23 protein-coding genes and 1 riboswitch are annotated in these 20,854 nt (G+C 68.3%); of the genes, 18 read left to right on the forward strand and 5 right to left on the reverse strand.

The features are described 5' to 3' along the window. Window positions 1-88 precede the first annotated feature (88 nt). A complete protein-coding gene (locus tag AB4Y91_RS05630) occupies window positions 89-823 on the forward strand; it encodes an alpha/beta fold hydrolase (RefSeq protein WP_441417506.1) in 735 nt (244 codons plus the stop codon). Window positions 824-890: 67 nt separating this feature from the next. Here AB4Y91_RS05630 and thiC read toward each other — a convergent pair whose 3' ends face one another. Next, on the reverse strand, window positions 891-2,735 hold the full coding sequence (gene thiC / locus AB4Y91_RS05635) for a phosphomethylpyrimidine synthase ThiC (protein WP_441417507.1): 1,845 nt from the start codon (window positions 2,733-2,735) through the stop codon (window positions 891-893). Continuing rightward, a riboswitch (TPP riboswitch) is annotated at window positions 2,704-2,811 on the reverse strand. It overlaps the preceding gene by 32 nt. Before the next feature lie 94 nt (window positions 2,812-2,905). On the opposite strand from thiC, the gene AB4Y91_RS05640 reads away from it, so the two are divergent. The 17 genes from AB4Y91_RS05640 (at window position 2,906) to AB4Y91_RS05720 (ending at window position 16,877) form a co-directional block, all read left to right on the forward strand. Continuing rightward, a complete protein-coding gene (locus AB4Y91_RS05640; RefSeq protein ID WP_441417508.1) occupies window positions 2,906-4,006 on the forward strand; it encodes an amidohydrolase family protein in 1,101 nt (366 codons plus the stop codon). Between the two features lie 80 nt (window positions 4,007-4,086). Continuing rightward, entirely contained in the window at window positions 4,087-4,962 is an 876-nt protein-coding gene (locus AB4Y91_RS05645) for a VOC family protein (RefSeq protein WP_441417509.1), read from the forward strand. Window positions 4,963-5,377: 415 nt separating this feature from the next. Continuing rightward, a complete protein-coding gene (locus tag AB4Y91_RS05650) occupies window positions 5,378-5,815 on the forward strand; it encodes a hypothetical protein (RefSeq protein ID WP_175320852.1) in 438 nt (145 codons plus the stop codon). Window positions 5,816-6,036: 221 nt separating this feature from the next. Continuing rightward, on the forward strand, window positions 6,037-6,459 hold the full coding sequence (gene rpsP, locus AB4Y91_RS05655) for a 30S ribosomal protein S16 (protein ID WP_138769023.1): 423 nt from the start codon (window positions 6,037-6,039) through the stop codon (window positions 6,457-6,459). Window position 6,460: 1 nt separating this feature from the next. After that, entirely contained in the window at window positions 6,461-6,703 is a 243-nt protein-coding gene (locus AB4Y91_RS05660; protein WP_056426755.1) for an RNA-binding protein, read from the forward strand. Window positions 6,704-6,829: 126 nt separating this feature from the next. Continuing rightward, a complete protein-coding gene (rimM, locus tag AB4Y91_RS05665) occupies window positions 6,830-7,432 on the forward strand; it encodes a ribosome maturation factor RimM (RefSeq protein WP_441417510.1) in 603 nt (200 codons plus the stop codon). Between the two features lies 1 nt (window position 7,433). Then, a complete protein-coding gene (gene trmD, locus AB4Y91_RS05670; protein ID WP_441417511.1) occupies window positions 7,434-8,243 on the forward strand; it encodes a tRNA (guanosine(37)-N1)-methyltransferase TrmD in 810 nt (269 codons plus the stop codon). Window positions 8,244-8,504: 261 nt separating this feature from the next. Beyond that, window positions 8,505-8,864, forward strand: coding sequence for a 50S ribosomal protein L19 (gene rplS, locus AB4Y91_RS05675; RefSeq protein WP_056738299.1), 360 nt, complete (start codon window positions 8,505-8,507; stop codon window positions 8,862-8,864). Between the two features lie 100 nt (window positions 8,865-8,964). Next, window positions 8,965-9,642 (forward strand): signal peptidase I, encoded by a 678-nt coding sequence (gene lepB / locus AB4Y91_RS05680; RefSeq protein ID WP_441417512.1) that lies wholly within the window; start codon window positions 8,965-8,967, stop codon window positions 9,640-9,642. Beyond that, a complete protein-coding gene (lepB, locus tag AB4Y91_RS05685; RefSeq protein ID WP_441417513.1) occupies window positions 9,643-10,611 on the forward strand; it encodes a signal peptidase I in 969 nt (322 codons plus the stop codon). 8 nt (window positions 10,612-10,619) lie between these two features. After that, window positions 10,620-11,291 carry a ribonuclease HII gene (locus AB4Y91_RS05690; RefSeq protein WP_441417514.1) on the forward strand — a complete coding sequence of 224 codons (672 nt, stop codon included), beginning with the start codon at window positions 10,620-10,622 and terminating at the stop codon, window positions 11,289-11,291. Between the two features lie 42 nt (window positions 11,292-11,333). Beyond that, window positions 11,334-11,660: a DUF2469 domain-containing protein gene (locus AB4Y91_RS05695; RefSeq protein WP_056426737.1), complete on the forward strand. Its 327-nt coding sequence runs from the start codon at window positions 11,334-11,336 to the stop codon at window positions 11,658-11,660. A gap of 83 nt (window positions 11,661-11,743) precedes the next feature. After that, window positions 11,744-12,100: a YraN family protein gene (locus AB4Y91_RS05700; RefSeq protein WP_441417515.1), complete on the forward strand. Its 357-nt coding sequence runs from the start codon at window positions 11,744-11,746 to the stop codon at window positions 12,098-12,100. Then, window positions 12,101-13,648, forward strand: coding sequence for a YifB family Mg chelatase-like AAA ATPase (locus AB4Y91_RS05705; protein WP_441417516.1), 1,548 nt, complete (start codon window positions 12,101-12,103; stop codon window positions 13,646-13,648). Between the two features lie 76 nt (window positions 13,649-13,724). Further along, window positions 13,725-14,912, forward strand: a complete 1,188-nt coding sequence (gene dprA, locus AB4Y91_RS05710) for a DNA-processing protein DprA (RefSeq protein WP_441417517.1) — start codon at window positions 13,725-13,727, stop codon at window positions 14,910-14,912. A gap of 158 nt (window positions 14,913-15,070) precedes the next feature. Continuing rightward, complete coding sequence (locus AB4Y91_RS05715) at window positions 15,071-15,997, forward strand: tyrosine recombinase XerC (protein WP_441417518.1); 927 nt, start codon at window positions 15,071-15,073, stop codon at window positions 15,995-15,997. A gap of 376 nt (window positions 15,998-16,373) precedes the next feature. Next, on the forward strand, window positions 16,374-16,877 hold the full coding sequence (locus tag AB4Y91_RS05720) for a DUF3145 domain-containing protein (protein WP_136322385.1): 504 nt from the start codon (window positions 16,374-16,376) through the stop codon (window positions 16,875-16,877). Between the two features lie 145 nt (window positions 16,878-17,022). Here AB4Y91_RS05720 and fabF read toward each other — a convergent pair whose 3' ends face one another. From fabF to AB4Y91_RS05740, 4 genes are all read right to left on the reverse strand, one after another. Further along, window positions 17,023-18,258 (reverse strand): beta-ketoacyl-ACP synthase II, encoded by a 1,236-nt coding sequence (gene fabF, locus AB4Y91_RS05725; RefSeq protein ID WP_441417519.1) that lies wholly within the window; start codon window positions 18,256-18,258, stop codon window positions 17,023-17,025. A 217-nt stretch (window positions 18,259-18,475) separates the two neighbouring features. Continuing rightward, window positions 18,476-18,721: an acyl carrier protein gene (locus tag AB4Y91_RS05730; RefSeq protein WP_091256299.1), complete on the reverse strand. Its 246-nt coding sequence runs from the start codon at window positions 18,719-18,721 to the stop codon at window positions 18,476-18,478. Window positions 18,722-18,866: 145 nt separating this feature from the next. Further along, a complete protein-coding gene (locus AB4Y91_RS05735; protein WP_441417520.1) occupies window positions 18,867-19,928 on the reverse strand; it encodes a beta-ketoacyl-ACP synthase III in 1,062 nt (353 codons plus the stop codon). Then, entirely contained in the window at window positions 19,925-20,854 is a 930-nt protein-coding gene (locus tag AB4Y91_RS05740; protein WP_175320864.1) for an ACP S-malonyltransferase, read from the reverse strand. The genes AB4Y91_RS05735 and AB4Y91_RS05740 overlap by 4 nt, the downstream gene beginning before the upstream one ends.

Raw genomic sequence — 20,854 nt, forward strand, 5'->3', positions numbered from 1 at the left:
TTGGCGCCGGCCGCATCTCGGTGGCCAGGATGCCGGCGTGCAGGATGTCGTCGGCTTCGATGACGGACCGGTGCCATAGGCTTAGGGCATGTTCAAGCAGCGCGTAGTTTTCGTCCACGGGGCCGGCAGTTTTGGCGCCGCGGCGTGGCCGAAGCAGCACGGCATGGCGCTGAGCTACGACGCCTTGTTCCTGCGGCGGCACGGCTTTGACGCCGTCGCCGAGCCGCAGGAGACGGACTTCGCCGCCGACGCCGCAATTGTGCTGCGGGCCCTGGCCGACGACGGCCGCGGCGCTGCCGGCGGCCACGTGGTGGCCCATTCGCAGGGTGCGATCGCGGCGATGATGGCGGCCGTCGAACGCCCCGACCTGGTGCAGTCGCTGACCCTGGTGGAGCCGGCCTGCCTGTCCTTGACCGCGGAGCTCCCGGCCAGCGCTGCGCACCGGGCGCTCATGCAGCCGCTCTTCGACGTCCGGCACAGCCTCAGCGACGACGACTTCCAGCGGGAATTCGTCCGCCGTGCCTTCGCCGCCGGCGCCCCGGGAGCCATGACGCCGGAGGCCCTCCGGGCGGCGCGCCGGCTGCGGCTGCAGGCACCGCCGTGGGAAGCGCCGCTGCACATCGTTCCCGGCGTGCCCACCCTGGTCCTTACCGGTGGCTGGGAGCCGCTCTACGAGGAAATCGCCGGCTACCTGAGGGAGACGGGCGCCCTGCACCGCACCGCACCCGGAGGGCACCGGCCGCAGGACTCAAAAGAGGGCGACCGCGCCATCCGCACGTTCATCGCCGACGTCAACCGCAGCCGGCACGCCCACGCCTCGTAGGAGTGGCCGGCCGGACGCCTACCCCGCAGGGCCGGCGCCCGGCCGCGGCCTAGGGCTGTGCCTGTGCCTAGGCCTGTACCGCTGACTGTGCGCCCACGGTGGGCTCGGGCAGGTAGACCTTGCCTCCGGCCGCCAGAAATTCGTCGCTTTTCCTCCGCATTCCGTCCGCCAGCTGTGCCAAGGCTGCCCGGGAATCCGCCGAACCGTACTCGTCCCGGATGTCCTGGCTGATCCGCATGGAGCAGAACTTCGGCCCGCACATCGAACAGAAATGGGCTGTCTTAGCCGGCTCCGCCGGCAAAGTCTCGTCGTGGAATGCCTCAGCCGTCACCGGGTCCAGGGACAGCGCGAACTGGTCCCGCCAACGGAATTCAAACCGGGCCTTGGATAGGGCATCGTCGCGTTCGTGCGCTCCGGGGTGGCCCTTGGCAAGATCGGCGGCGTGGGCGGCGATCTTGTAGGTGATCACGCCGGTCTTCACGTCGTCCTTGTTGGGCAGGCCGAGGTGCTCCTTCGGCGTGACGTAGCACAGCATGGCGGTCCCGTAGCGGGCGATCTCGGTGGCGCCGATCGCCGAGGTGATGTGGTCATAGCCCGGTGCGATATCCGTGACCAGCGGCCCCAGCGTGTAGAAGGGCGCGCCCTTGCAGAGTTCCTGCTGGCGCTCCACGTTTTCCCGGACGAGGTGGAACGGCACGTGTCCCGGGCCCTCCACCATGACCTGGACATCGAAGTCCCAGGCCCGTTGCGTGAGCTCCGCCAGGGTGTCCAGTTCGGCGAACTGGGCAGCGTCGTTGGCGTCCGCCGTCGACCCCGGCCGCAGGCCGTCGCCGAGTGAGAAGGCGACGTCGTAGCGGGCGAAAATTTCGCACAACTCGTCGAAATGCGTGTAGAGAAAGTTCTCCTGGTGGTGTGCGAGGCACCACCCAGCCATGATGGAACCTCCGCGGGACACGATGCCGGTGACCCGGTTGGCGGTCAACGGGACGTACCGCAGCAGCACCCCGGCGTGGATCGTCATGTAGTCGACGCCCTGCTCGCACTGTTCGATCACCGTGTCACGGAAGATCTCCCAGGTCAGGGCGTTTGCTTCGCCGTTCACCTTCTCCAGTGCCTGATAGATCGGGACGGTGCCGATGGGGACGGGCGAGTTGCGGATGATCCATTCGCGGGTCGTATGGATGTCGTCCCCGGTCGAAAGGTCCATCACCGTGTCCGCCCCCCATTGCGTGGCCCATTGGAGCTTGTCGACCTCCTCGGCGATGGAACTGCTTACCGCGGAGTTGCCGATGTTCGCGTTGATCTTCACCAGGAACGCCTTCCCGATGATCATCGGCTCGGACTCCGGGTGGTTGATGTTGCTTGGGATGATGGCCCGGCCGGCGGCGACTTCGCCGCGGACAAGCTCGACGTCGCAGTTCTCCCGCAGCGCGACGAAACGCATCTCCGGTGTCACGATGCCGTGCCGCGCATAATGCATCTGGGTAACCGTTCGGCCTTCGACGGCGCGACGCGGCTCGGGCGGTGCGCCCCGCCATTCAGCCGAGGCGGCGCCGCGCCTGACCGCGGACTTGCCGTCGTCGAGCAGAGTGCGTTCCCGGCCGCTGTACGGCTCCGTGTCCGCGCGCCCGGCGATCCAGTCACGGCGGAAAGCGGCGAGTCCCACCACCGGGTCGCTGCCCGGGCCCGCGGTGCGGTAGACCCGGAACGGAGGATTCCCGACGCCGCCAGGGGACGGTGCCAGGGCGATTTCGGTTACCGGGACGCGGATCCCGCCGTCCTCGACGTACGCGAGGGCATGCGACTTCAGGGACTGCGTCACGGTAGCTGCTGCGGCGCTGTTCCCATTCTGGGCAGGGCTCTGCTGTGGATTTGTTGCGCTCAAAGAGATACTCACTTCCTTCGCCGGCATTACCCGGACAGGTTCAACGGTCGCAGGCTGCGTCAGCCCGATCTCAGCCCCTGCAAGGGCACCCGTGTGGTCGTAGACGAAGCTACCACAGCCCGACGGGAAGCCGTCGAGGGGCTGGGGGGCTGGGCGGGCTTGGCCCGCGGATCGCGATGCGGATTAGGCTTTAGGCCATGAGCGGCATCATCGAGTTCAGCGGCCCGGTCCTCACCGGAGCCGACCAAGAGCGGCGCGGGCTGTGGGCCGTGGACGGCCGCCTGACCTTCCGGCGCCCCGCGGCCGCGCCGGACCTGGTCCTGGACGGTTGGGTGATCCCCGGGCTGGTCGATGCGCACTGCCATATCGGGCTCGGACCCGGCGGGGATGTTCCCGAGGACGTTGCCGAGCGGCAGGCCCTGACCGATCGCGACGCCGGTACCCTGCTGGTCCGCGACGCCGGCGCCGTTCATGACACCCGCTGGATCCAGCAACGGCGCGAGCTGCCACGCATTCTCCGCGCCGGGCGGCACATCGCCAGGACGCGGCGGTACCTGCGGGGCTTCGCCGTCGAGGTGGAACCCGAGGACCTCGTGGAGGCCGTACGCAAGCAGGCCCGCGCGGGGGACGGCTGGGTCAAGCTGGTGGGGGACTGGATCGACCGCGACGCCGGCGACCTCGCTGCGAGTTTCCCGGCCCGGAGCGTCAGGGACGCGGTCCGGGCCGCCCACGACGAAGGCGCCCGCGTCACGGCGCACTGCTTCGCGGAGGACACCCTCGATGACATGCTCGACGCCGGCATCGACTGCATCGAACACGGAACCGGGCTGCTTCCCCGGCACTTGCCGCGCTTCGTCGAACAGGGTGTCCCGATTGTCCCCACCCTGATCAACATCGCCACTTTCCCGGACATCGCGGCCCAGGCCAAGGCAAAGTTCCCCCGCTACGCGGCGCACATGCTGGGGCTCTGGGAACGCCGCGCCGAACGGATCCTCGAGGCGTATGAGGCCGGGGTCGCCATCTACGCCGGGACGGACGCGGGGAGTGTGATCAAGCACGGGCGCATCGTCGACGAACTTGAGGCCCTGCACGGCGCCGGGCTCCCCGCCGGCGCCGCCCTCGACGCAGGGGCCTGGGCCGCCCGCGACTGGCTCGGAGCCGACGCGATCACAGAAGGTGCCAGTGCCGACGTCCTGGTCTGCGCCGAGGATCCGCGCGGGAATCTCGGCACCCTGCGCGAGCTCAGGGGCATCGTGCTCCGCGGCGAACTGGTACAGGGGAGCATCCCCGGCCATTAGGAATAAATTGAAGCTTCAAGTAATTTAACTCTACGAGGGTCGCCGAAGGTCGGGGGCCACAGAACCACCGGAGCGTTTCAATGACCGTAGAAGCCAGCACCCAGGATCTCCTTCCTGCCGAACTCACCATGGGCACCGTGATGCTCAAGGTCGGCGACATGAAGCTGATGACGGACTACTACCAGCGCGCCCTCGGCCTCGACATCGTTGCCGAGCAGGACGGCGGGCTCTACCTCGGACGCAAGCTCAAGCCGCTGGTCCACCTGGCACCGGCACCCGGGCTGAACCTGCCCTCCCGCGGCGAAGCCGGCCTCTTCCACACCGCCCTTCTCTTTGAGGACCAGCCCTCGCTGGCCGCCACCGTCGCGTCCGCCGCGCAGTATGAGCCGCAATCCTTCACCGGCAGCGCCGACCACCTTGTCAGCGAGGCCTTCTACTTCAATGACCCGGAGGGCAACGGTATCGAGCTCTACTGGGACCGCCCCCGCGAAGCCTGGTCCTGGGACGGCAAGAACGTCGTGATGGACAGCCTGGCCCTGCCGCCGCAGCGCTACCTCGAGCAGCACCTCACCGAGGCGTCGCTCGCCGGGCAGCGCGAGGCCGACGCCGGCGTCGGGCACGTCCACCTGCAGGTCGGCGACGTGCAGTCCGCGCACGACTTCTACGTCGGCACCCTCGGCTTTGAGAAGACCGCGGGCTGGCACGGCCAGGCGCTCTTCGTCTCAGCCGGCGGCTACCACCACCACATGGCCATGAACGTTTGGAACAGCCGCGGCGCCGGCCCCCGCCGTGACACCCTCGGCCTCGGCGAAGTGCTGGTTGAAGTACCGTCCGGCGACGACGTCGGCGCCCTCGCCGACCGCCTCAAGACCGCGGGCGTCCAGTCGCACCACACCGGAGCCGAGCTGCGCTTCGAGGATCCGTGGCGCAACAGCATCCGCGTCGCCGTCCGCTGATCATCCGGACATGCCCAGCCTGCAGCGCCAGCGTTGGACATGTCCAATCCTCGAAGCCCACTCCGGGCATGTCCAACTTTCGACGGCAGGGTCCGCGGACATGTCCTGTGTGCGCGTCGGGGAATGGACATAGTGGGATTATGTCCATTGCTCGCGGCCAGGGGTGGGCATTTCCGCTGGCGGGAGTGCGCGAGGCAGGGCGCGGCATGGGGTCGCCCGGTCATGTCCGTCCGCCGATCGGGACGCCGGGCATGTCCATCCGCCGCGGCCAGGGATGGACATAGTGGGATTATGTCCATTGCTCGCGGCCGGGGCAGGGCATGTCCGGTCCGGGCGCGGCCGGGCTGGAGCGGATAGGCTGAAAGCGACGCCAAAAACGCGGCCAGCGCCGCCAACCCTCATGAGGAGCACTTCCTTGGGATTTACTGAAATCTTCGTCGCCACCCATGACGCCGCCCTCAAGCGTGCAGCGGCCCTCGACGGCGGCGCCGCGGTCGCCCCCGGCGCGGTCCGGATTCCGGACATCAGCGACTTCGAAGTCGAACGCCTGGGTGACCTGGCCGGGACTGCCGTGCATGCCGCCGGGGCCGACTATGAGCTGGCCATGGTGGACGTGGCCAGCGACTCCCTGTTGGGCGTGCCGGCCGCCATGGTCCGTGCCCTGGCCGAGTTGCTCAGCTACGAGACCGAGGGCGAGGGTGATGTCCTAGCGGACGTCGCCGAAGGCTGGGCCGCGGAGGAGGACATGCCCTTCGGTGCCGACCAGGCCGCCCGCTATGTCCGCCAGCTCGCCGAACTCGCTGCCGGCGTTGACCCCGCCACCAAGGCCGGGCTCTACGTCTGGACCTCCTGACGCGCCCAAGCCGACGGCTCGAAAAAGTGCCCGGACACGCAGCCCTAGGGCGTCAAGTCGAAATCCGCGCGGTGATCTGGCACAATGAACAGGTACTCGATCTGCGTGGCCCCTCTCTCCGCGTCCGGATCTTGTCCTTTTAGAACCCCCTAGTACGGCCCGCCCCACGGGTGCAGAACGCCGGGCTCGACCCCGTTTCAGAAACAGGAGTGACCACAAAAGTGGCCGTAAAGATTCGCCTTAAGCGCTTCGGCAAGATGCGCGCACCGTACTACCGCATCGTCGTCATGGACGCACGCTCCAAGCGTGATGGCCGTGCCATCGAAGAGATCGGCAAGTACCACCCGACCGAAGAGCCCTCGTACATCGAGGTCGACACGGACCGTGCCCAGTACTGGCTCGGCGTCGGCGCACAGCCGTCCGAGCAGGTTGCCGCGATCCTGAAGATCACCGGTGACTGGCAGAAGTTCAAGGGTCTCCCGGGCCAGGAGGGCACCTTGAAGACCAAGGCTCCCAAGGAAGCCTTCGTCACCCCGGAAAAGGGTTCCGTGATCATCCCGGAAGCCATCACCAAGAAGGCTAAGAAGGACGACGCAGCCGAGGCTCCCGCCGACGCCGAAGCAGAGACCACCGAGGCTGAGTAAATTGCTGGCAGAAGCGCTCGAACACCTGGTCCGCGGGATTGTTGACAGCCCCGAGGACGTCAAGGTCAGTGCGAAGAACAACCGCCGCGGGGACACCCTCGAGGTGCGCGTTCATCAGGACGATCTGGGACGGGTGATCGGACGCCAGGGCCGCACCGCACGCGCTTTGCGCACTGTGGTGGCGGCGCTGGCCGACGGCGAGCCGGTCAGGGTCGACGTCGTCGACACCGACCGCCGCCGGTAGCGCGACCAGCATTATTTGTCTTTAGTCCGGCCCCTTCACCAGCTTATGGTGGAGGGGCCGGACTGTTTTGCGCAGCAAATGCACCAACAAATCCCAGACTTTACGAGAACCCGAACAGAGGAACAGATGCAGCTTCAGGTGGCACGAATCGGCAAGCCCCATGGCATCCGCGGCGAAGTGACCGTCCAGGTGCTGACGGACGCCCCCGGTGACCGCTTTGTTCCCGGCACCCAGTTCGTGGTGGAACCGGCGTCGGCCGGGCCGCTGACCGTTGAGAGCGCCCGCTGGAACAAGGACATCCTGCTGCTGGCGTTCGAGGAGGTGGAGACCCGCAACGAGGCGGAAGCCCTCCGCGGAGCCAAGCTCTACGTCGAGACCGAAGAACTGGACGAGGACGACGACGAGGGCTGGTACGAGCACGAGCTGGTGGGCCTGGACGTCCGCATCGGCGACCAGGTGGTCGGCAAGGTCTCCGGTCTGCACACCATGCCGGTCCAGGACCTGCTCGTGGTGACTGACCGGGACGGCAAGGAAATCCTGATCCCGTTCGTGGAGCAGATCGTGCCTGAGGTTAACGTCGCGGACAAGTACGTCCTCGTCACCCCGCCAGCCGGCCTTTTCGAGGTCAACACCGAGGCCGGCGGGACCCCCGACGACGGCGGCACCGAAACAGACGCCGACGCCGAGGGAGCCAGCGACGCCGAACGTGGCGCGGGGGACAACGCCTAAGATGCGGATCGACGTCGTCAGCATCTTCCCCGAATACCTGGCACCGCTGGAACTCTCGCTGATCGGAAAGGCCCGCCAGGACGGGCTGCTGGACCTCAACGTCCACGACCTCCGCGACTTCACCACGGACCGGCACCGCACCGTGGACGACACCCCGTATGGCGGCGGGGCCGGCATGGTGATGAAGCCCGAACCGTGGGCCCAGGCCCTGACCGCCATTGCCGAGGCCGGCCCGAAAGCGCCTGGGGCGGAGGCCGTCCGGAAGCCCGTACTGATCGTCCCGTCGCCGGCGGGGGAGCGCTTCAGCCAGGCGATTGCCCACGAACTCGCGGAAGAAGAGCAGCTCGTCTTTGCCTGCGGACGCTACGAGGGTATCGACGAACGGGTCCTGGAGTGGGCTGCGGAACACTTCACCGTCCGGCCCATGAGCCTCGGTGACTACGTGCTGAACGGCGGGGAGGTGGCCGTGCTGGCCATGGTCGAAGCCGTGGGGCGGCTGCTGCCCGGCGTCGTCGGAAACCCCGAATCGCTCGTGGAGGAATCCCACTCCGACGGCCTGCTCGAGTACCCCGTGTACACCAAGCCCTCCAGCTGGCGGGACCGCGAGGTTCCGCCCGTGCTGCTGAGCGGCAACCACGGCAAGATCGCGCAGTGGCGGCGTCACGAACAGTACCGGCGCACCGCCGAACGCCGGCCGGACCTGCTCGACGCGTTCGACGCCGGCAAGCTGCCGCGCGCGGACCGCACCGCGTTCGGGGAACTGGGCTACGACGTCGTGGACGGCCGGCTCCGGCGCCGCCCCGACGCCTGAGCTGAGCCGATTCGCGAAGCCCATTCGCTCCGCCAATTCACCAAAACGTGCCGGAATGTGGCAAAATTAGTCCTTGTGCCTGCTGGGTGCGAACCTGCCACAGGGGGAGCGTCACCAACAGCGCGGCACCCCGGCCCCGTCAATTCCTGACGGAGCCGGAACGACAAAACTTTCGGCGGGAATTTCCGGTGCGCACAGCACCCGGGCTTGGCCGCCGTGACCCAACGTGAATGACCTGTGGCGTTCACCAGGAGTGGATCAATGCATATCCTCGATTCCGTAGATGCAGCTTCGCTGCGCAACGATGTTCCCGAGTTCCGCGCGGGTGACACCATCAAGGTGCACGTGAACATCATCGAAGGCAAGAACTCCCGTGTCCAGGTCTTCCAGGGCTTCGTCCTGGGCCGCCAGGGCGACGGCGTCCGCGAAACCTTCACCGTCCGCAAGGTCTCTTTTGGCGTCGGCGTGGAGCGTACCTTCCCGGTACACTCCCCGATCATCGACAAGATCGAGCTCGTCTCCAAGGGTGACGTGCGCCGCGCCAAGCTTTACTACATGCGTGCACTGCGCGGTAAGGCTGCGAAGATCAAGGAAAAGCGCGACTTCCAGACCGCCAAGTAAGTCCTTCGGACTTTCCAGCGGGTCCACGGAGGGCTCCGGCGTTTGCCGGAACCGTCCCCACTGCGCCGTTCAATTAGAAAAGCGTTAGAGGACACGGATCATGGAACAGACAAGACGCCGGCCCAGGAAACTGGGCTGGCGTTTTGCGCTTCTGGGCCTGGTGCTGGCCGTGGCAATCAGCGGCCTGGTCCGGTCACTGTGGCTGGATGTTTACTTCATCCCGTCCGCGTCGATGGAGCCGCTGCTCCGCGACGGTGACAGGATCCTGGTGTCCCGCACCGACTTCGCGTTCGACCCGGTCCGCCGCGGCGACGTCGTGGTCTTCGACGGCCGCGGCTCTTTTGCCCCGCTCAGCAGCGGCAAAGGACCTGCGGCTGACGTCCTGACCGGCGCTGGCCACTGGCTGGGCCTGACCGGCAGCGACACCACCTATGTCAAGCGCGTCATCGGGCTACCTGGCGACCGCGTGGTGTGCTGCGGCGCGGACGGCCGGCTCACAGTTAACGGCCAGCAACTTGAGGAACGCTATCTGTATGAAGGCGACGCCCCGAGTAAGTTGAAGTTCGACGTGATTGTCCCGGACGGCAGGCTCTGGCTGATGGGAGACCACCGTTCGAAATCGGCCGATTCGCGCAGCCTGCTGGGCGCGCCGGGAGGCGGTATGGTCCCGCTGGAGCGCGTGATCGGCCGCCCGGTACAGATCATCTGGCCGCTTGATAGATTTGCAGCAATTCCGCGGCCCAACGAGGCCGCCACGACGATGAAGAACGGACAGTAGATGCCCGAGACCGGACCCCGGACTCCTGATCCGCGGGGGCACGACGAGCCCCGAGTGACCTCCTCGCCCATCCCCGGCGCCGAACACCCGACGACGCGGCTGCCCGCCGCGCCGAGGCCCGAACACGCGCCGGACACTCGGCCGGTGCCCGCTGAATCGGTGCACGCTGAACCGGTGCACTCGGCGCCCCCACAGCCCGCGCAGCCCGAGCGGGCCGAGGGCGCCCCATTGGCCGGTCCCTCACATGCCGGACCGTCGTCGGCGCGTGCCCGAAAGGCTAAAGCCCGCCAGGGCCGCAACCCGATGCTTCTCTGGCTTAAGGAGATCGCCACGGTGGTGGTGATCGCCGTCGTACTGTCTTTCCTGATCAAGACCTTCCTGTTCCGGGCTTTCTATATTCCGTCCGAGTCCATGATGAACACGCTGGACGTCAACGACCGGATCTTCGTCAACTTGCTGGTGCCGGAGCCGATCGCCTTGGAGCGCGGGGACGTCGTGGTGTTCCGGGACACCAAGGGATGGCTTGTCCCGAGCGCCGTGAAGCCGGCCGGTCCGTTGACCGGTGTCCAGGATGCGCTGACGTTTGTGGGCCTGCTCCCCGACAACTCCGAGCAGCACCTGGTCAAGCGCGTCATCGGCCTGCCGGGCGACCACGTCGTCTGCTGCGACGGCAGCGGCCGGCTCACCGTCAACGGGGCTCCCCTGAACGAGAAATACGTCAACAGCGCCGAGGTCCCGCAGGTGCGCGACTTCGACGTCGTCGTCCCTGCCGGCAAGGTCTGGGTCATGGGCGACAACCGGAACCACTCCGCCGACTCGCGCGCCCACATGGAAAGCAACGGCGGCTTCATCGACGTGGCCGACATCGAAGGCAAGGCGGCCGTGATCGCGTGGCCGTTGAACCGGATCACGTCGCTGGACAACTATCCGGACGTGTTCCGCGGCGTCCCGGCTCCGGTGAAGAAGTAGGGACAGCAGTGTCCGAAGCTCCAACCCTCGACTACGAGCGCCGCTTCCGTGGCTCCGGCGCGCGGCTGCTCGCCGGGATCGACGAGGTGGGACGTGGTGCCCTGGCCGGACCCGTCAGCGTCGGAATCGCCGTCGTGGACCTGCATAAGCAGAAGCTGCTCGCCGACGTGCGGGACAGTAAGCTGCTCAAGGTCGCGGACCGGGAACGGCTCGAACCGCTGGTGCGCAGCTGGAGCGTCGCCTCGGCCGTGGGGCACGCCAGCGCGGCGGAAATCGACGCGCTGGGGATCATCGGCGCGCTCCGGCTCGCCGGCAACCGTGCCTGGTTCGCGGTGCTGGCCGCCGGTGTGACACCGGACGTGGTGCTCCTGGACGGCAGCCACAACTGGCTCTCACCCGTGGCGCAGGCCTCGCTGTTCGACGAGGGCCCCGAGGAGCCGGGCTGTGACGCGCCGGTCCACACCCTGGTCAAGGCCGACATGCAGTGCCTCAGCGTGGCCGCCGCATCCGTGCTGGCCAAGGTCGAACGTGACCGGCAGATGGCTGTCCTGCACACCGAGTACCCGGCGTTCGGCTGGAACGAGAACAAGGGCTACGGCACCGCTGCGCACAAGGAGGCCCTCCGCGCCGCCGGCCCCACGCCGTACCACCGGGTGAGCTGGCAACTGCTCGGCGACTGAGCGGTGGCGCGCGCCCGGCGCCCGATGGTGCAAGATGGAACCATGAGTGCCGAGGACCTTGAAAACTATGAGACCGACATGGAGCTACAGCTCTACCGCGAATACCGCGACGTCGTCGGGCTGTTCAGCTATGTGGTCGAGACCGAACGGCGTTTCTACCTGGCCAACCACGTGGACCTGCAAGCGCGCAGCGCCGACGGCGAGGTCTACTTCGACCTGACCCTGCAGGACGCCTGGGTGTGGGATGTCTACCGCTCCGCCCGGTTCGTCAAGAGCGTCCGCGTCATCACTTTCAAAGACGTCAACGTCGAGGAACTCCCGCGCAGCGAGGAGCTCGCCCTGCCCAAGGTCGAGGGCCTGGGCAACTGATTCCTGCCTCGCGTGACCTGAAGTTACCCACATAGCCGAATTTTTGTCCGCGTGCTGGCCGCCCTGCGATCCACGCTGGAGGCATGAGAGCTAAGGACATGCTGGGCCGGCGCGGCGAGGAACTCGCCGCCGGCTTTATCGAAGCCCAGGGGATGCGGATTGTTGACCGCAACTGGCGTTGCCCCGAGGGTGAAATCGATATCGTCGCGCTCGACGGCGACGCCCTGGTCATCGCCGAGGTCAAGACCCGAAGATCCCTCGCCTACGGGCACCCGTTCGAAGCCGTGGGCGTGGACAAGCTCGCCCGGCTGCACCGGCTGGCCTCGGCCTGGTGCCGGGACCATGAGCTGCGGATGCCGCTGCGCCGCGTAGACGTCATCGCCGTGGTCGACGACGGGACCGGTTCCCCGGCCATCGAACACCTCAGAGGGGTGGGGTAGATGGCGCTGGGACGGACCTATTCGGTGGCGCTGGTCGGCCTGAACGGCTACATCGTCGAGGTCGAGGCCGACATCGGCCAGACCCTGCCCGCGTTCGTGATCCTCGGCCTGCCGGACGCCTCGCTGAATGAGGCCAAGGAACGGATCCGGTCTGCGGCGCAAAACTCCGGGATCCCGCTCAGCCGCCGGAAGATCACCGCGAACCTCATTCCGGCGTCGCTGCCCAAGCGCGGCTCCGGATTCGACCTCTCCATCGCCATGGCGGTGCTGCTGGCCGCCAACGACGTGCGCTCCACCGGACGCCATGTCTTCATCGCCGAACTTGGCCTGGACGGGCGGCTGCGTCCGGTCCGCGGCATTCTGCCGGCCGTGATGGCGGCTGTTCAGGCGGGGTATCCCGACGTTGTGGTGGCCCAAGCCAACGCCGCCGAAGCAGAGCTGGTGCCCGGCGCCAGGGTCCGCGGCTACCGGACCCTGGCCAGGCTGGCGTTCGATTTCGGCGCCGACCCGCAGGACCTTGCCCTGGACTTCGAGCCGGACACCGCGGATGCCGACGACGTCGACGGGATGGCCCCGGCCGGCCTGGCACCGGATATGTGCGACGTCTCCGGCCAGTCTGACGGGCGCCGGGCCCTGGAAGTGGCCGCCGCCGGAGCGCATCACGTGCTGTTCACCGGCCCGCCCGGGGCAGGCAAGACCATGCTGGCAGAGCGCCTGCCCGGGTTGCTCCCTGATCTCGGTGACCGGGAAGCCATGGAGGTGACGGCCATTCATTCCCTCAGTTCGCTCACCTCGGCTTCCGTCACGCTGCTGCGGCGGCCGCCCTACGAGAATCCGCACCACACCGCCACCGCGGCTGCCATTATCGGCGGAGGATCCGGATTGCCTCGGCCCGGCGCGGCGTCCAGGGCTCACCGCGGCGTGTTGTTTCTCGATGAAGCCCCCGAATACGAGCGCCGGGTCCTCGACGCACTCCGGCAGCCACTCGAAAGCGGCGAACTGGTCATCCACCGCTCGGCGGGCACCGCTGCCTACCCGGCCCGGTTCCAGCTGGTCCTCGCTGCCAACCCCTGTCCCTGCGGCAAAGCCTCCGGAAAGGGCGTGAATTGCACCTGCACCCCGATGATGCGGCGCCGTTATCTCGCTAGGATGTCGGGGCCGCTGCTGGACCGGGTCGACATCCAGCTGGAGGTCGAGCGCGTCGCACTCGCAGACTTCGGCCAGCCCCGGGCCGAAGAGGCCACAGCCGACATCGCCGCCAGGGTGCGCGCCGCCCGGGAGCGCCAGCTGGACCGGCTCCGGCCGCTCGGACTGGAAACGAACTCGCAGGTTCCCGGACGGGTGCTCCGCGGCCCCCTGCGGCTCTCGGGACCGACAACGCGGATCCTCGACCATGCGCTGGAACGCGGCGCCCTGACGGCCCGCGGCTATGACCGGGTGCTGCGTCTGGCGTGGACCCTTGCGGATCTCTCCGGCCGCGACGGGCCGGACGCGGATGACATCGGTCAAGCGCTCAATCTTCGGCAATCCGCGTCGGCTGCCGCGTGACGGCGCCGAGCTGTCCCATCCCGCCACGCCCCGCTATCAGCACCACAGCAGCACCGGAAGAGGAGAGAGCAGCACCATGACACAGAACGAAAGGACCGCCCGGGCGGCGCTGTCCAGGCTTCTGGAACCCCAGGACGCCGCCGGCCTGGCGCTCGTCCGGGTTGCCGGCGCCGAGGATGCGCTGCGGATCGCCACCGGGCAACTGCCGGCCGGCCCGAGGCTGGAGCAGGAACTGTCCCAGGTGCTAGAGCAGAACGGCGCCGGCGGCGGCTGGACCGGCCTGGGCATGGCACTGAAGCGCTGGGCACCGCGGGTACCCGACCTGGCGCCGGAGCGCGACCTGGCGACCATGCAACGCCTCGGCGGCCGCCTGATTATCCCGGCGGACAACTCGTGGCCCGGCCAGCTCGCGGACCTGGGGCTGCAGGAGCCGCTCTGCCTCTGGTGGCGGGGCGTGGAACAGGAGTTGCCGCGAGTTCACAAAGCCATTGCGCTGGTGGGCTCCCGCGACAGCACAGCCTACGGCTCTGCAGTAACGGGTGACCTCGCTTATGGGCTGGCCCAGCGGGGCTTCACGATCATCTCCGGCGGAGCCTACGGGATTGACGCCCACGCCCATCGGGCCGCCCTGGCCGGGGCCGCCGCGGGCCTGCCAACTATCGCCGTCATGGCAGGGGGAGTGGACCGGTTCTACCCCGCGGGCAATGAGGATCTGCTCCGTGCGGTGGCCAACCAGGGCGCCGTGCTGGCCGAGGTCCCGCCGGGTTCTGCCCCCACACGGTACCGCTTCCTGCAACGCAACAGGCTCATCGCTGCGCTGGCCGCCGTCACGGTGGTGGTCGAAGCCCGGTGGAGATCCGGGGCGCTCAACACCGCCCACCATGCCGAGACCCTGGGCAGGGCGGTCGGCGCGGTGCCGGGCTCGGTGCACAGTGCCAACTCGGCCGGCTGCCACCGGTTGCTGCGCGAAGGCGGCGCAGTGTGCGTCACGGACGCGGCCGAGATCGCGGAACTGGCCTCGCCGAGCGGCGAGGCGCTGCCGGAGGCCAAGGCGGGCCGGGCGGAGGCCCACGACGGGCTGACCCTCGAAGACCTCATTCTCCTGGACGCCCTTCCGCTGCGGATCACCAGCACTATTGAGAAGCTTTCCGTGGTCGCCGGGCTGAGCCCGGAATCGGTCAGGGCTGGTCTTGGGCGGCTCGGACTGCTGGGCCTGGCCGAATCACACCGTGGCGGCTGGAAACGCTCCGCCAAGGCGGGCTGACGCGATGCACCAGCTCGGTGGCGCATCACCGCCCGGGGGCAAAACGCCATGCCGCCCCGCGCCGCGACTTCCAGCATGGTGCGGAGCAAGCACGCGGGCGTTGGCGGCGCGCCGCCGGACTGCGCTGGCGCCGGCCAAATTGCTGGGAGAGTGGGAGGGTGTCAACACAGCAACTTCCCCCAGCGCTCGCTGCGGCCGCCCACGGCTTCGGCCGGTATCTGGAGGCTGAGCGGGGCCGCTCCGCCCACACCGTCCGCGCCTACCTTTCCGACGTCGGAAGCCTGTTGGCGCATGCGGTCTCGGAGGGCGCGGAGGATCTGGCACACCTGGAACTCGGCACACTGCGGCGCTGGCTTGGCACCCAGAGCGAAGCCGGGATGTCACGAGCCACGCTGGCCCGGCGCGCGGCCACCGCGCGGGCCTTCACCGCGTGGGCCGTCCGCGAGGAGCTCATCGCCGCCGACCCCGCCCTGCGGCTGAAGGCCCCGAAACGGGAGAAGTCCCTGCCCGGCGTGCTGCAGCAGGGGCAGGTGCAGCGGCTGGTGGCCGGAGCCGAGTCGGCCGCCGCGGAAGGGGAGCCGCTGGCCCTGCGCAACCGCGCCATGCTGGAGCTGCTCTACGCCACGGGCGTCCGCGTCGGCGAGCTGGCCGGCCTGGACATCGACGATCTCGACCCGGACCGCCGGACCCTGCGGGTGCTCGGCAAGGGCAACAAGGAGCGGACGGTTCCCTACGGCCTCCCGGCCGCGGTCGCCGTCGACGACTGGCTGCGCCGTGGACGCCCGGCCCTGGCGGCGGACGGCTCCGGCCCCGCGCTCTTCCTCGGGGCGCGCGGAAAGCGGGTGGACCAGCGGCAGGTCCGTAGCGTCGTCAAGGGGCTGCTGGACGGGCTGGGGGACACCTCGGCCACGGGTCCGCACGCACTGCGGCACTCGGCGGCAACCCACCTGCTCGACGGCGGGGCGGACCTCCGCGCGGTGCAGGAAATCCTGGGGCACAGCAGCCTGGCAACCACCCAGATCTACACCCACGTCTCCGTAGACCGGCTCCGGAAAAGCTACCAGCAGGCGCATCCGCGGGCTTGACCGGCCGCCGTCCGGCACGGCGCCGCGACCTGGGCCATCAGGGCTCCCGGGGGCCCTTCCGGGGCGTGTCAAGGGCACCTGTGGACCATTAGCAAAGCCGGAACGACTCGCCGGGAGCGACGCGCCGAATTGCACTGGCGTAATTAGGCGGGGTACGGCACAATGAGACTCACGCCCGGCAACTTTCAAGTGGTGCTTGAACCGCTAAAGCATCGATTTACCACCTGAGAACCGGACATATTTTTTGCATATTGTTGTTTTGAAGAAACTGAATAGTCTGGCAGGGGCCAAGAGCCCCGCACGCGGATCCACGCAGCAGACAGGCATCCAGGCAGAGGTCGTTGGGGAAGACGTACCTATAGCTATGGAGGATGGAATGTCTGTTGCACTAACCCGCGGTGTCCTGTTCGTACACTCGGCCCCGACCGCCCTGTGCCCCCACGTTGAGTGGGCCATTGGGTCTGTCGTGGACAAGCGCACGGACCTTGAGTGGACTGCCCAGCCCGCTGCGCCCGGAATGTTCCGGGCCGAGCTGTCGTGGACCGGAACACCGGGCACGGGGGCTCAGTTGGCGTCTGCGCTGCGCGGCTGGGCTCACCTGCGCTACGAGGTCACCGAGGAGCCCAGCCAGGGCGTCGACGGCGGCCGCTGGTCGCACACCCCGGAACTCGGCATCTTCCACGCCGTCACGGACGTGCACGGCAACATCATGGTCTCCGAGGACCGCATCCGCTACGCCTACGAATCCGGCGCCGGCGACCCTTCCGCGGTCTACCATGAGCTCTCGCTGGCCCTCGGCGAGGCCTGGGACGAGGAACTCGAACCCTTCCGGCACGCCGCCGAAGGCGCCCCCGTACGCTGGCTCCACCAGGTCGGCTAGCCACCCGGGGGCTCTTCCCACGACCCTGGACGTACCGCACCACACTCCATAGCAACGCCAAATGACAGATGGCGGCAATGTTCACCAGGAACATTGCCGCCATCTGTCATTTCGGCGTGCGGCCCAGCTGAGCGGGCCCGGCGGGTTAGACGCTGCGGACGGCGATGACGGCGTTGTGGCCGCCGAAGCCGAACGAGTTGCTCAGTGCCACGATGCTGCCGCCGGGCAGGGCGCGCTCGGAGGTGACGATGTCGAGGGGGATCTCCGGATCCTGGTTCTCGAGGTTGATCGTCACGGGCGCCTTGCGGTCGTATACGGCCATGACGGTCAGTACGGCCTCCACCGCACCGGAGGCACCCAGCAGGTGGCCCATCTGCGACTTGGTGGCGGAGACGGCCACGTTATCCACTTGGCTGCCGAGGGCGGCCTTGAGGGCGGTGTACTCGGGCTTGTCGCCGACCGGGGTGGAGGTGGCGTGCGCATTGACGTGCACCACGTCCTCGGCCTGGATGCGGCCGTCGAACATGGCCGCCTTCAGGGCGCGGGTGGCGCCGAGGCCCTCCGGGTCCGGGGCCGTGATGTGGTACGCGTCGGCGGTTACCGAGGTGCCGGCGAGTTCGGCGTAGATTCGGGCGCCGCGGGCGAGGGCGTGCTCCTCGGCCTCGAGCACCAGAGCGCCGGCGCCTTCGCCCATCACGAAGCCGTCGCGGTCGCGGTCGTAGGGGCGCGAGGCATGCTCGGGATCGTCGTTGCGGCGGGACAGCGCCTGCATCGAGGCGAACGCGGCGATCGGCATCGGGTGGATGGCGGCTTCGGCGCCGCCGCAGACGACGACGTCGGCCTTGCCGGAGCGGATCAGGTCCAGGCCCATGTGCACGGCTTCGGTGCCGGACGCGCAGGCGGAGACGGGGGTGTGGGCGCCGGCACGGGCGCCGAGGTCCAGACTGACGGCCGCGGCGGGGCCGTTGGGCATCAGCATGGGCACGGTCATGGGGAGGACGCGGCGGGGGCCCTTTTCGCGCAGCGTGTCCCAGGCGTCCAGGAGGGTCCAGACGCCGCCGATGCCGGTGGCGAAGGCGACGGCCAGGCGGTCATGGTCGATGTCGGTGATGCCGGCGTCGGCCCATGCCTCGCGGGAGGCGACGACGGCGAACTGCGTCGACGGGTCCATGCGCTTGGCCTCGACGCGGCTCAGGACCTCGGTGGCGGGGTTGGAGGCCCGAGCAGCGAAGTGCACGGGCAGCTCGTACTTGGCCACCCAGTCGTCCTCAAGCGTGTGCGCGCCGGAGACGCCCTTCAGCGCGTTCTTCCACATCGTGGGGACATCGCCGCCAATGGGTGTGGTGGCACCCAGACCGGTAATGACTACTTTGCGTGCCATGGGATCACTCTCTGTCGGTGCGCCTGCCGTATCCGGAACCTGGTGAAGGCGGCCGGGGCCTGCGTAGGGAAAACTCGGTGGTCATGCAGAAATCAGGGATTGAACTGTGGTGTTCCGGTCCGGGACGCTGTCGAAGCGTCCCGGACCGGAACAAGCCCGGCCGTTGCCGGCCACAAGCTCCGGCCGGTTGCCGGCCGGAGCCAAGGCGCAGGCGGAATTAGGCCTGGGCGTTGGCGATGAAGCTGACGGCGTCGCCGACGGTCTTGAGGTTCTTGACCTCTTCGTCCGGGATGCGCACGCCGAACTTTTCCTCGGCGTTGACCACGATGGTCATCATGGAGATGGAGTCGATGTCCAGGTCCTCGGTGAAGGACTTGTCCAGCTCGACAGCCTCGGGGGCCAGGCCGGTCTCTTCGTTGACGATTTCAGCCAGGCCGGCCAGGATCTCTTCGTTGTTAGCCATTGATGGCTCCTTTTCTTGTTGTTGCCGTCGGCTTCCGGTGGTTGTTCCGGGAACGTCGGGCGAAATGATTCAAACCGAGGGTTCGGCTTGGTTGGGAATCCGTGCTGTTGAGGAATGCGTTCAGCTAGGGAAGTGCGGTGGCCGCCTACGGAAGCACAATCACCTGGGCGCCGAAGACAAGTCCGGCTCCGAACCCGATCTGCAGGGCCAGTCCGCCGCTCAGTTCAGGGTTTTCCTGAAGCAAGCGGTGGGTGGCGAGGGGGATGGAGGCTGCCGAGGTGTTGCCTGCTTCGGCGATATCCCGGGCGACCTTGACGGTCTCCGGAAGCTTGAGCTTCTTGGCCATCTCATCGATGATCCGCATGTTGGCCTGGTGCGGGATGAAGGCCGCGAGGTCCTCGGCCTTGATCCCGGCGGCGTCGAGGGCCTGCTGGGCCACCTTGGCCATTTCCCAGACCGCCCAACGGAACACCGTCTGGCCGTCCTGCCGCAGCGTGGGCCACAGGGCCGCCTCGGTGACGGCGGCCTCGCCCTCGCTGAGGGCGGCGTCGCGCTTGTCGGCGGCGGCGAAGTCGCGGATGTCCAGCATCGAGTGGGTCATGCCGATGGCGTCCCACTTGCTGCCGTCCGAACCCCATACCGAGGGGCCGATGCCCGGGGTGTCGGAGGGGCCGATGACGACCGCGCCGGCGCCGTCGCCGAGCAGGAAGGAGATGGTGCGCTCGGTGTTGTCGATGACGTCGGAGAGTTTCTCCGCACCGACCACGAGCACGTACTTGGCCGCGCCGGAGCGGACCAGGGCGTCGGCCTGGGCGATGCCGTAGCAGTAGCCGGCGCAGGCGGCGGAGATGTCGAACGCCGGTGCCGGGGTGGCGCCGAGGCGGTCGGCCAGGCTTGCGGCGGCCGAGGGCGTCGCATACGGGTGGGTGACGGTGGAGACAATTACCGCGCCGAGCTCGGAGGCCTCAATGCCGGCCTTTTGCAGGGCCTCGCGGGACGCGCCCTCGGCCATGTCGATCACGCTGACGTCGGCGGGGGCCCGGTGGCGGGTGATGATGCCGGTGCGCTGCCGGATCCACTCGTCCGAGGAGTCGATCCACTGGCAAACGTCCTCGTTGGTGACGATGACGCTGGGCCGGTACGCGCCGACGCCCATCACCCGGGTGTTTTCCTGCAGGGGAGCCTGCTTCAGAGTAGGAGCGCTCATTCCCCTCCCTCCAGTTCTGCGAATAGGGCCAAGGCGGCGGAAAGGTCATCCGGGGTCTTGACGGTGACGGTCTTCACGCCGGGCATGCCGCGCTTGGCCAGGCCGGCCAGCGTCCCGGCCGGGGCCAGTTCGATCACTCCGGTCACGCCGCGCTTCACGAGGGTCTCCATGCAGAGATCCCAGCGGACCGGGCGGGAGACCTGGGCAATCAGGCTGTCGACGGCGGCACCGCCGTCGGTGACCTCCGCGCCGTCGAAGTTGGACAGTAGCGGGACCTGCGGGTTCCGCGGGTGCAGCGAGGGCCGGAGGGCCTGCAGCGCGGCGACCGCGGGGGACATGTGCGAGGTGTGGAACGCGCCGGCGACCTTCAGCGGGATCACTCGGGCCTTGGCCGGGGGATTGTCGGCGAGGGCCTTCAACTGCTCCAGGGTGCCGGCCGCGACGGTCTGGCCGGCGCCGTTGACGTTGGCCGGGGTGAGGCCGCAGGCCTCGATCGCGGCCAGGACTTCGGCGGGGTCCCCGCCCACGACTGCGCTCATGCCGGTGGGGGTGGCCGCGGCGGCCGCGGCCATGCCGTTGGCGCGTTCGCGGACAAAGGTCATCGCTTCGGTCTCGGTCAGGACACCGGCCAGGGCGGAGGCGGTGATTTCGCCGACCGAGTGTCCGGCGAGGATGACCGGGAGGGTGCCCAGTTCGACGTCGAAGAGCGACTTGGCGGCCACGAGTCCGGCGGCGACGATCAGGGGCTGCGCGACGGCGGTGTCCTTGATGGTCTCCTCATCGGAGGTGGTTCCGTGGGCGGTGAGGTCGATACCTGCTATTTCGCTAAGGGAGGCCAAATGGCCTGCGACGGGAGGCAGTTCCAGCCAGGGGGCTAGAAAACCAGGGGTCTGGGAGCCCTGTCCAGGGCAAACGATTGCAAGCAC

The sequence above is a fragment of the Arthrobacter sp. YAF16 genome (genome assembly GCF_052113385.1).
Classification (GTDB): Bacteria; Actinomycetota; Actinomycetes; order Actinomycetales; family Micrococcaceae; genus Arthrobacter.

Bases quoted from the DNA above. Each gene is read 5' to 3' on its own strand.
- AB4Y91_RS05720 (WP_136322385.1), top strand. From the start codon at position 16,374: ATGTCTGTTGCACTAACCCGCGGTGTCCTGTTCGTACACTCGGCCCCG.
- fabF (WP_441417519.1), bottom strand. From the start codon at position 18,258: ATGGCACGCAAAGTAGTCATTACCGGTCTGGGTGCCACCACACCCATT.
- trmD (WP_441417511.1), top strand. From the start codon at position 7,434: ATGCGGATCGACGTCGTCAGCATCTTCCCCGAATACCTGGCACCGCTG.
- AB4Y91_RS05705 (WP_441417516.1), top strand. From the start codon at position 12,101: ATGGCGCTGGGACGGACCTATTCGGTGGCGCTGGTCGGCCTGAACGGC.
- AB4Y91_RS05730 (WP_091256299.1), bottom strand. From the start codon at position 18,721: ATGGCTAACAACGAAGAGATCCTGGCCGGCCTGGCTGAAATCGTCAAC.
- lepB (WP_441417513.1), top strand. From the start codon at position 9,643: ATGCCCGAGACCGGACCCCGGACTCCTGATCCGCGGGGGCACGACGAG.
- rplS (WP_056738299.1), top strand. From the start codon at position 8,505: ATGCATATCCTCGATTCCGTAGATGCAGCTTCGCTGCGCAACGATGTT.
- thiC (WP_441417507.1), bottom strand. From the start codon at position 2,735: ATGCCGGCGAAGGAAGTGAGTATCTCTTTGAGCGCAACAAATCCACAG.
- AB4Y91_RS05645 (WP_441417509.1), top strand. From the start codon at position 4,087: ATGACCGTAGAAGCCAGCACCCAGGATCTCCTTCCTGCCGAACTCACC.
- AB4Y91_RS05735 (WP_441417520.1), bottom strand. From the start codon at position 19,928: ATGAGCGCTCCTACTCTGAAGCAGGCTCCCCTGCAGGAAAACACCCGG.
- rimM (WP_441417510.1), top strand. From the start codon at position 6,830: ATGCAGCTTCAGGTGGCACGAATCGGCAAGCCCCATGGCATCCGCGGC.
- AB4Y91_RS05695 (WP_056426737.1), top strand. From the start codon at position 11,334: ATGAGTGCCGAGGACCTTGAAAACTATGAGACCGACATGGAGCTACAG.
- dprA (WP_441417517.1), top strand. From the start codon at position 13,725: ATGACACAGAACGAAAGGACCGCCCGGGCGGCGCTGTCCAGGCTTCTG.
- lepB (WP_441417512.1), top strand. From the start codon at position 8,965: ATGGAACAGACAAGACGCCGGCCCAGGAAACTGGGCTGGCGTTTTGCG.
- AB4Y91_RS05630 (WP_441417506.1), top strand. From the start codon at position 89: ATGTTCAAGCAGCGCGTAGTTTTCGTCCACGGGGCCGGCAGTTTTGGC.
- AB4Y91_RS05700 (WP_441417515.1), top strand. From the start codon at position 11,744: ATGAGAGCTAAGGACATGCTGGGCCGGCGCGGCGAGGAACTCGCCGCC.
- AB4Y91_RS05640 (WP_441417508.1), top strand. From the start codon at position 2,906: ATGAGCGGCATCATCGAGTTCAGCGGCCCGGTCCTCACCGGAGCCGAC.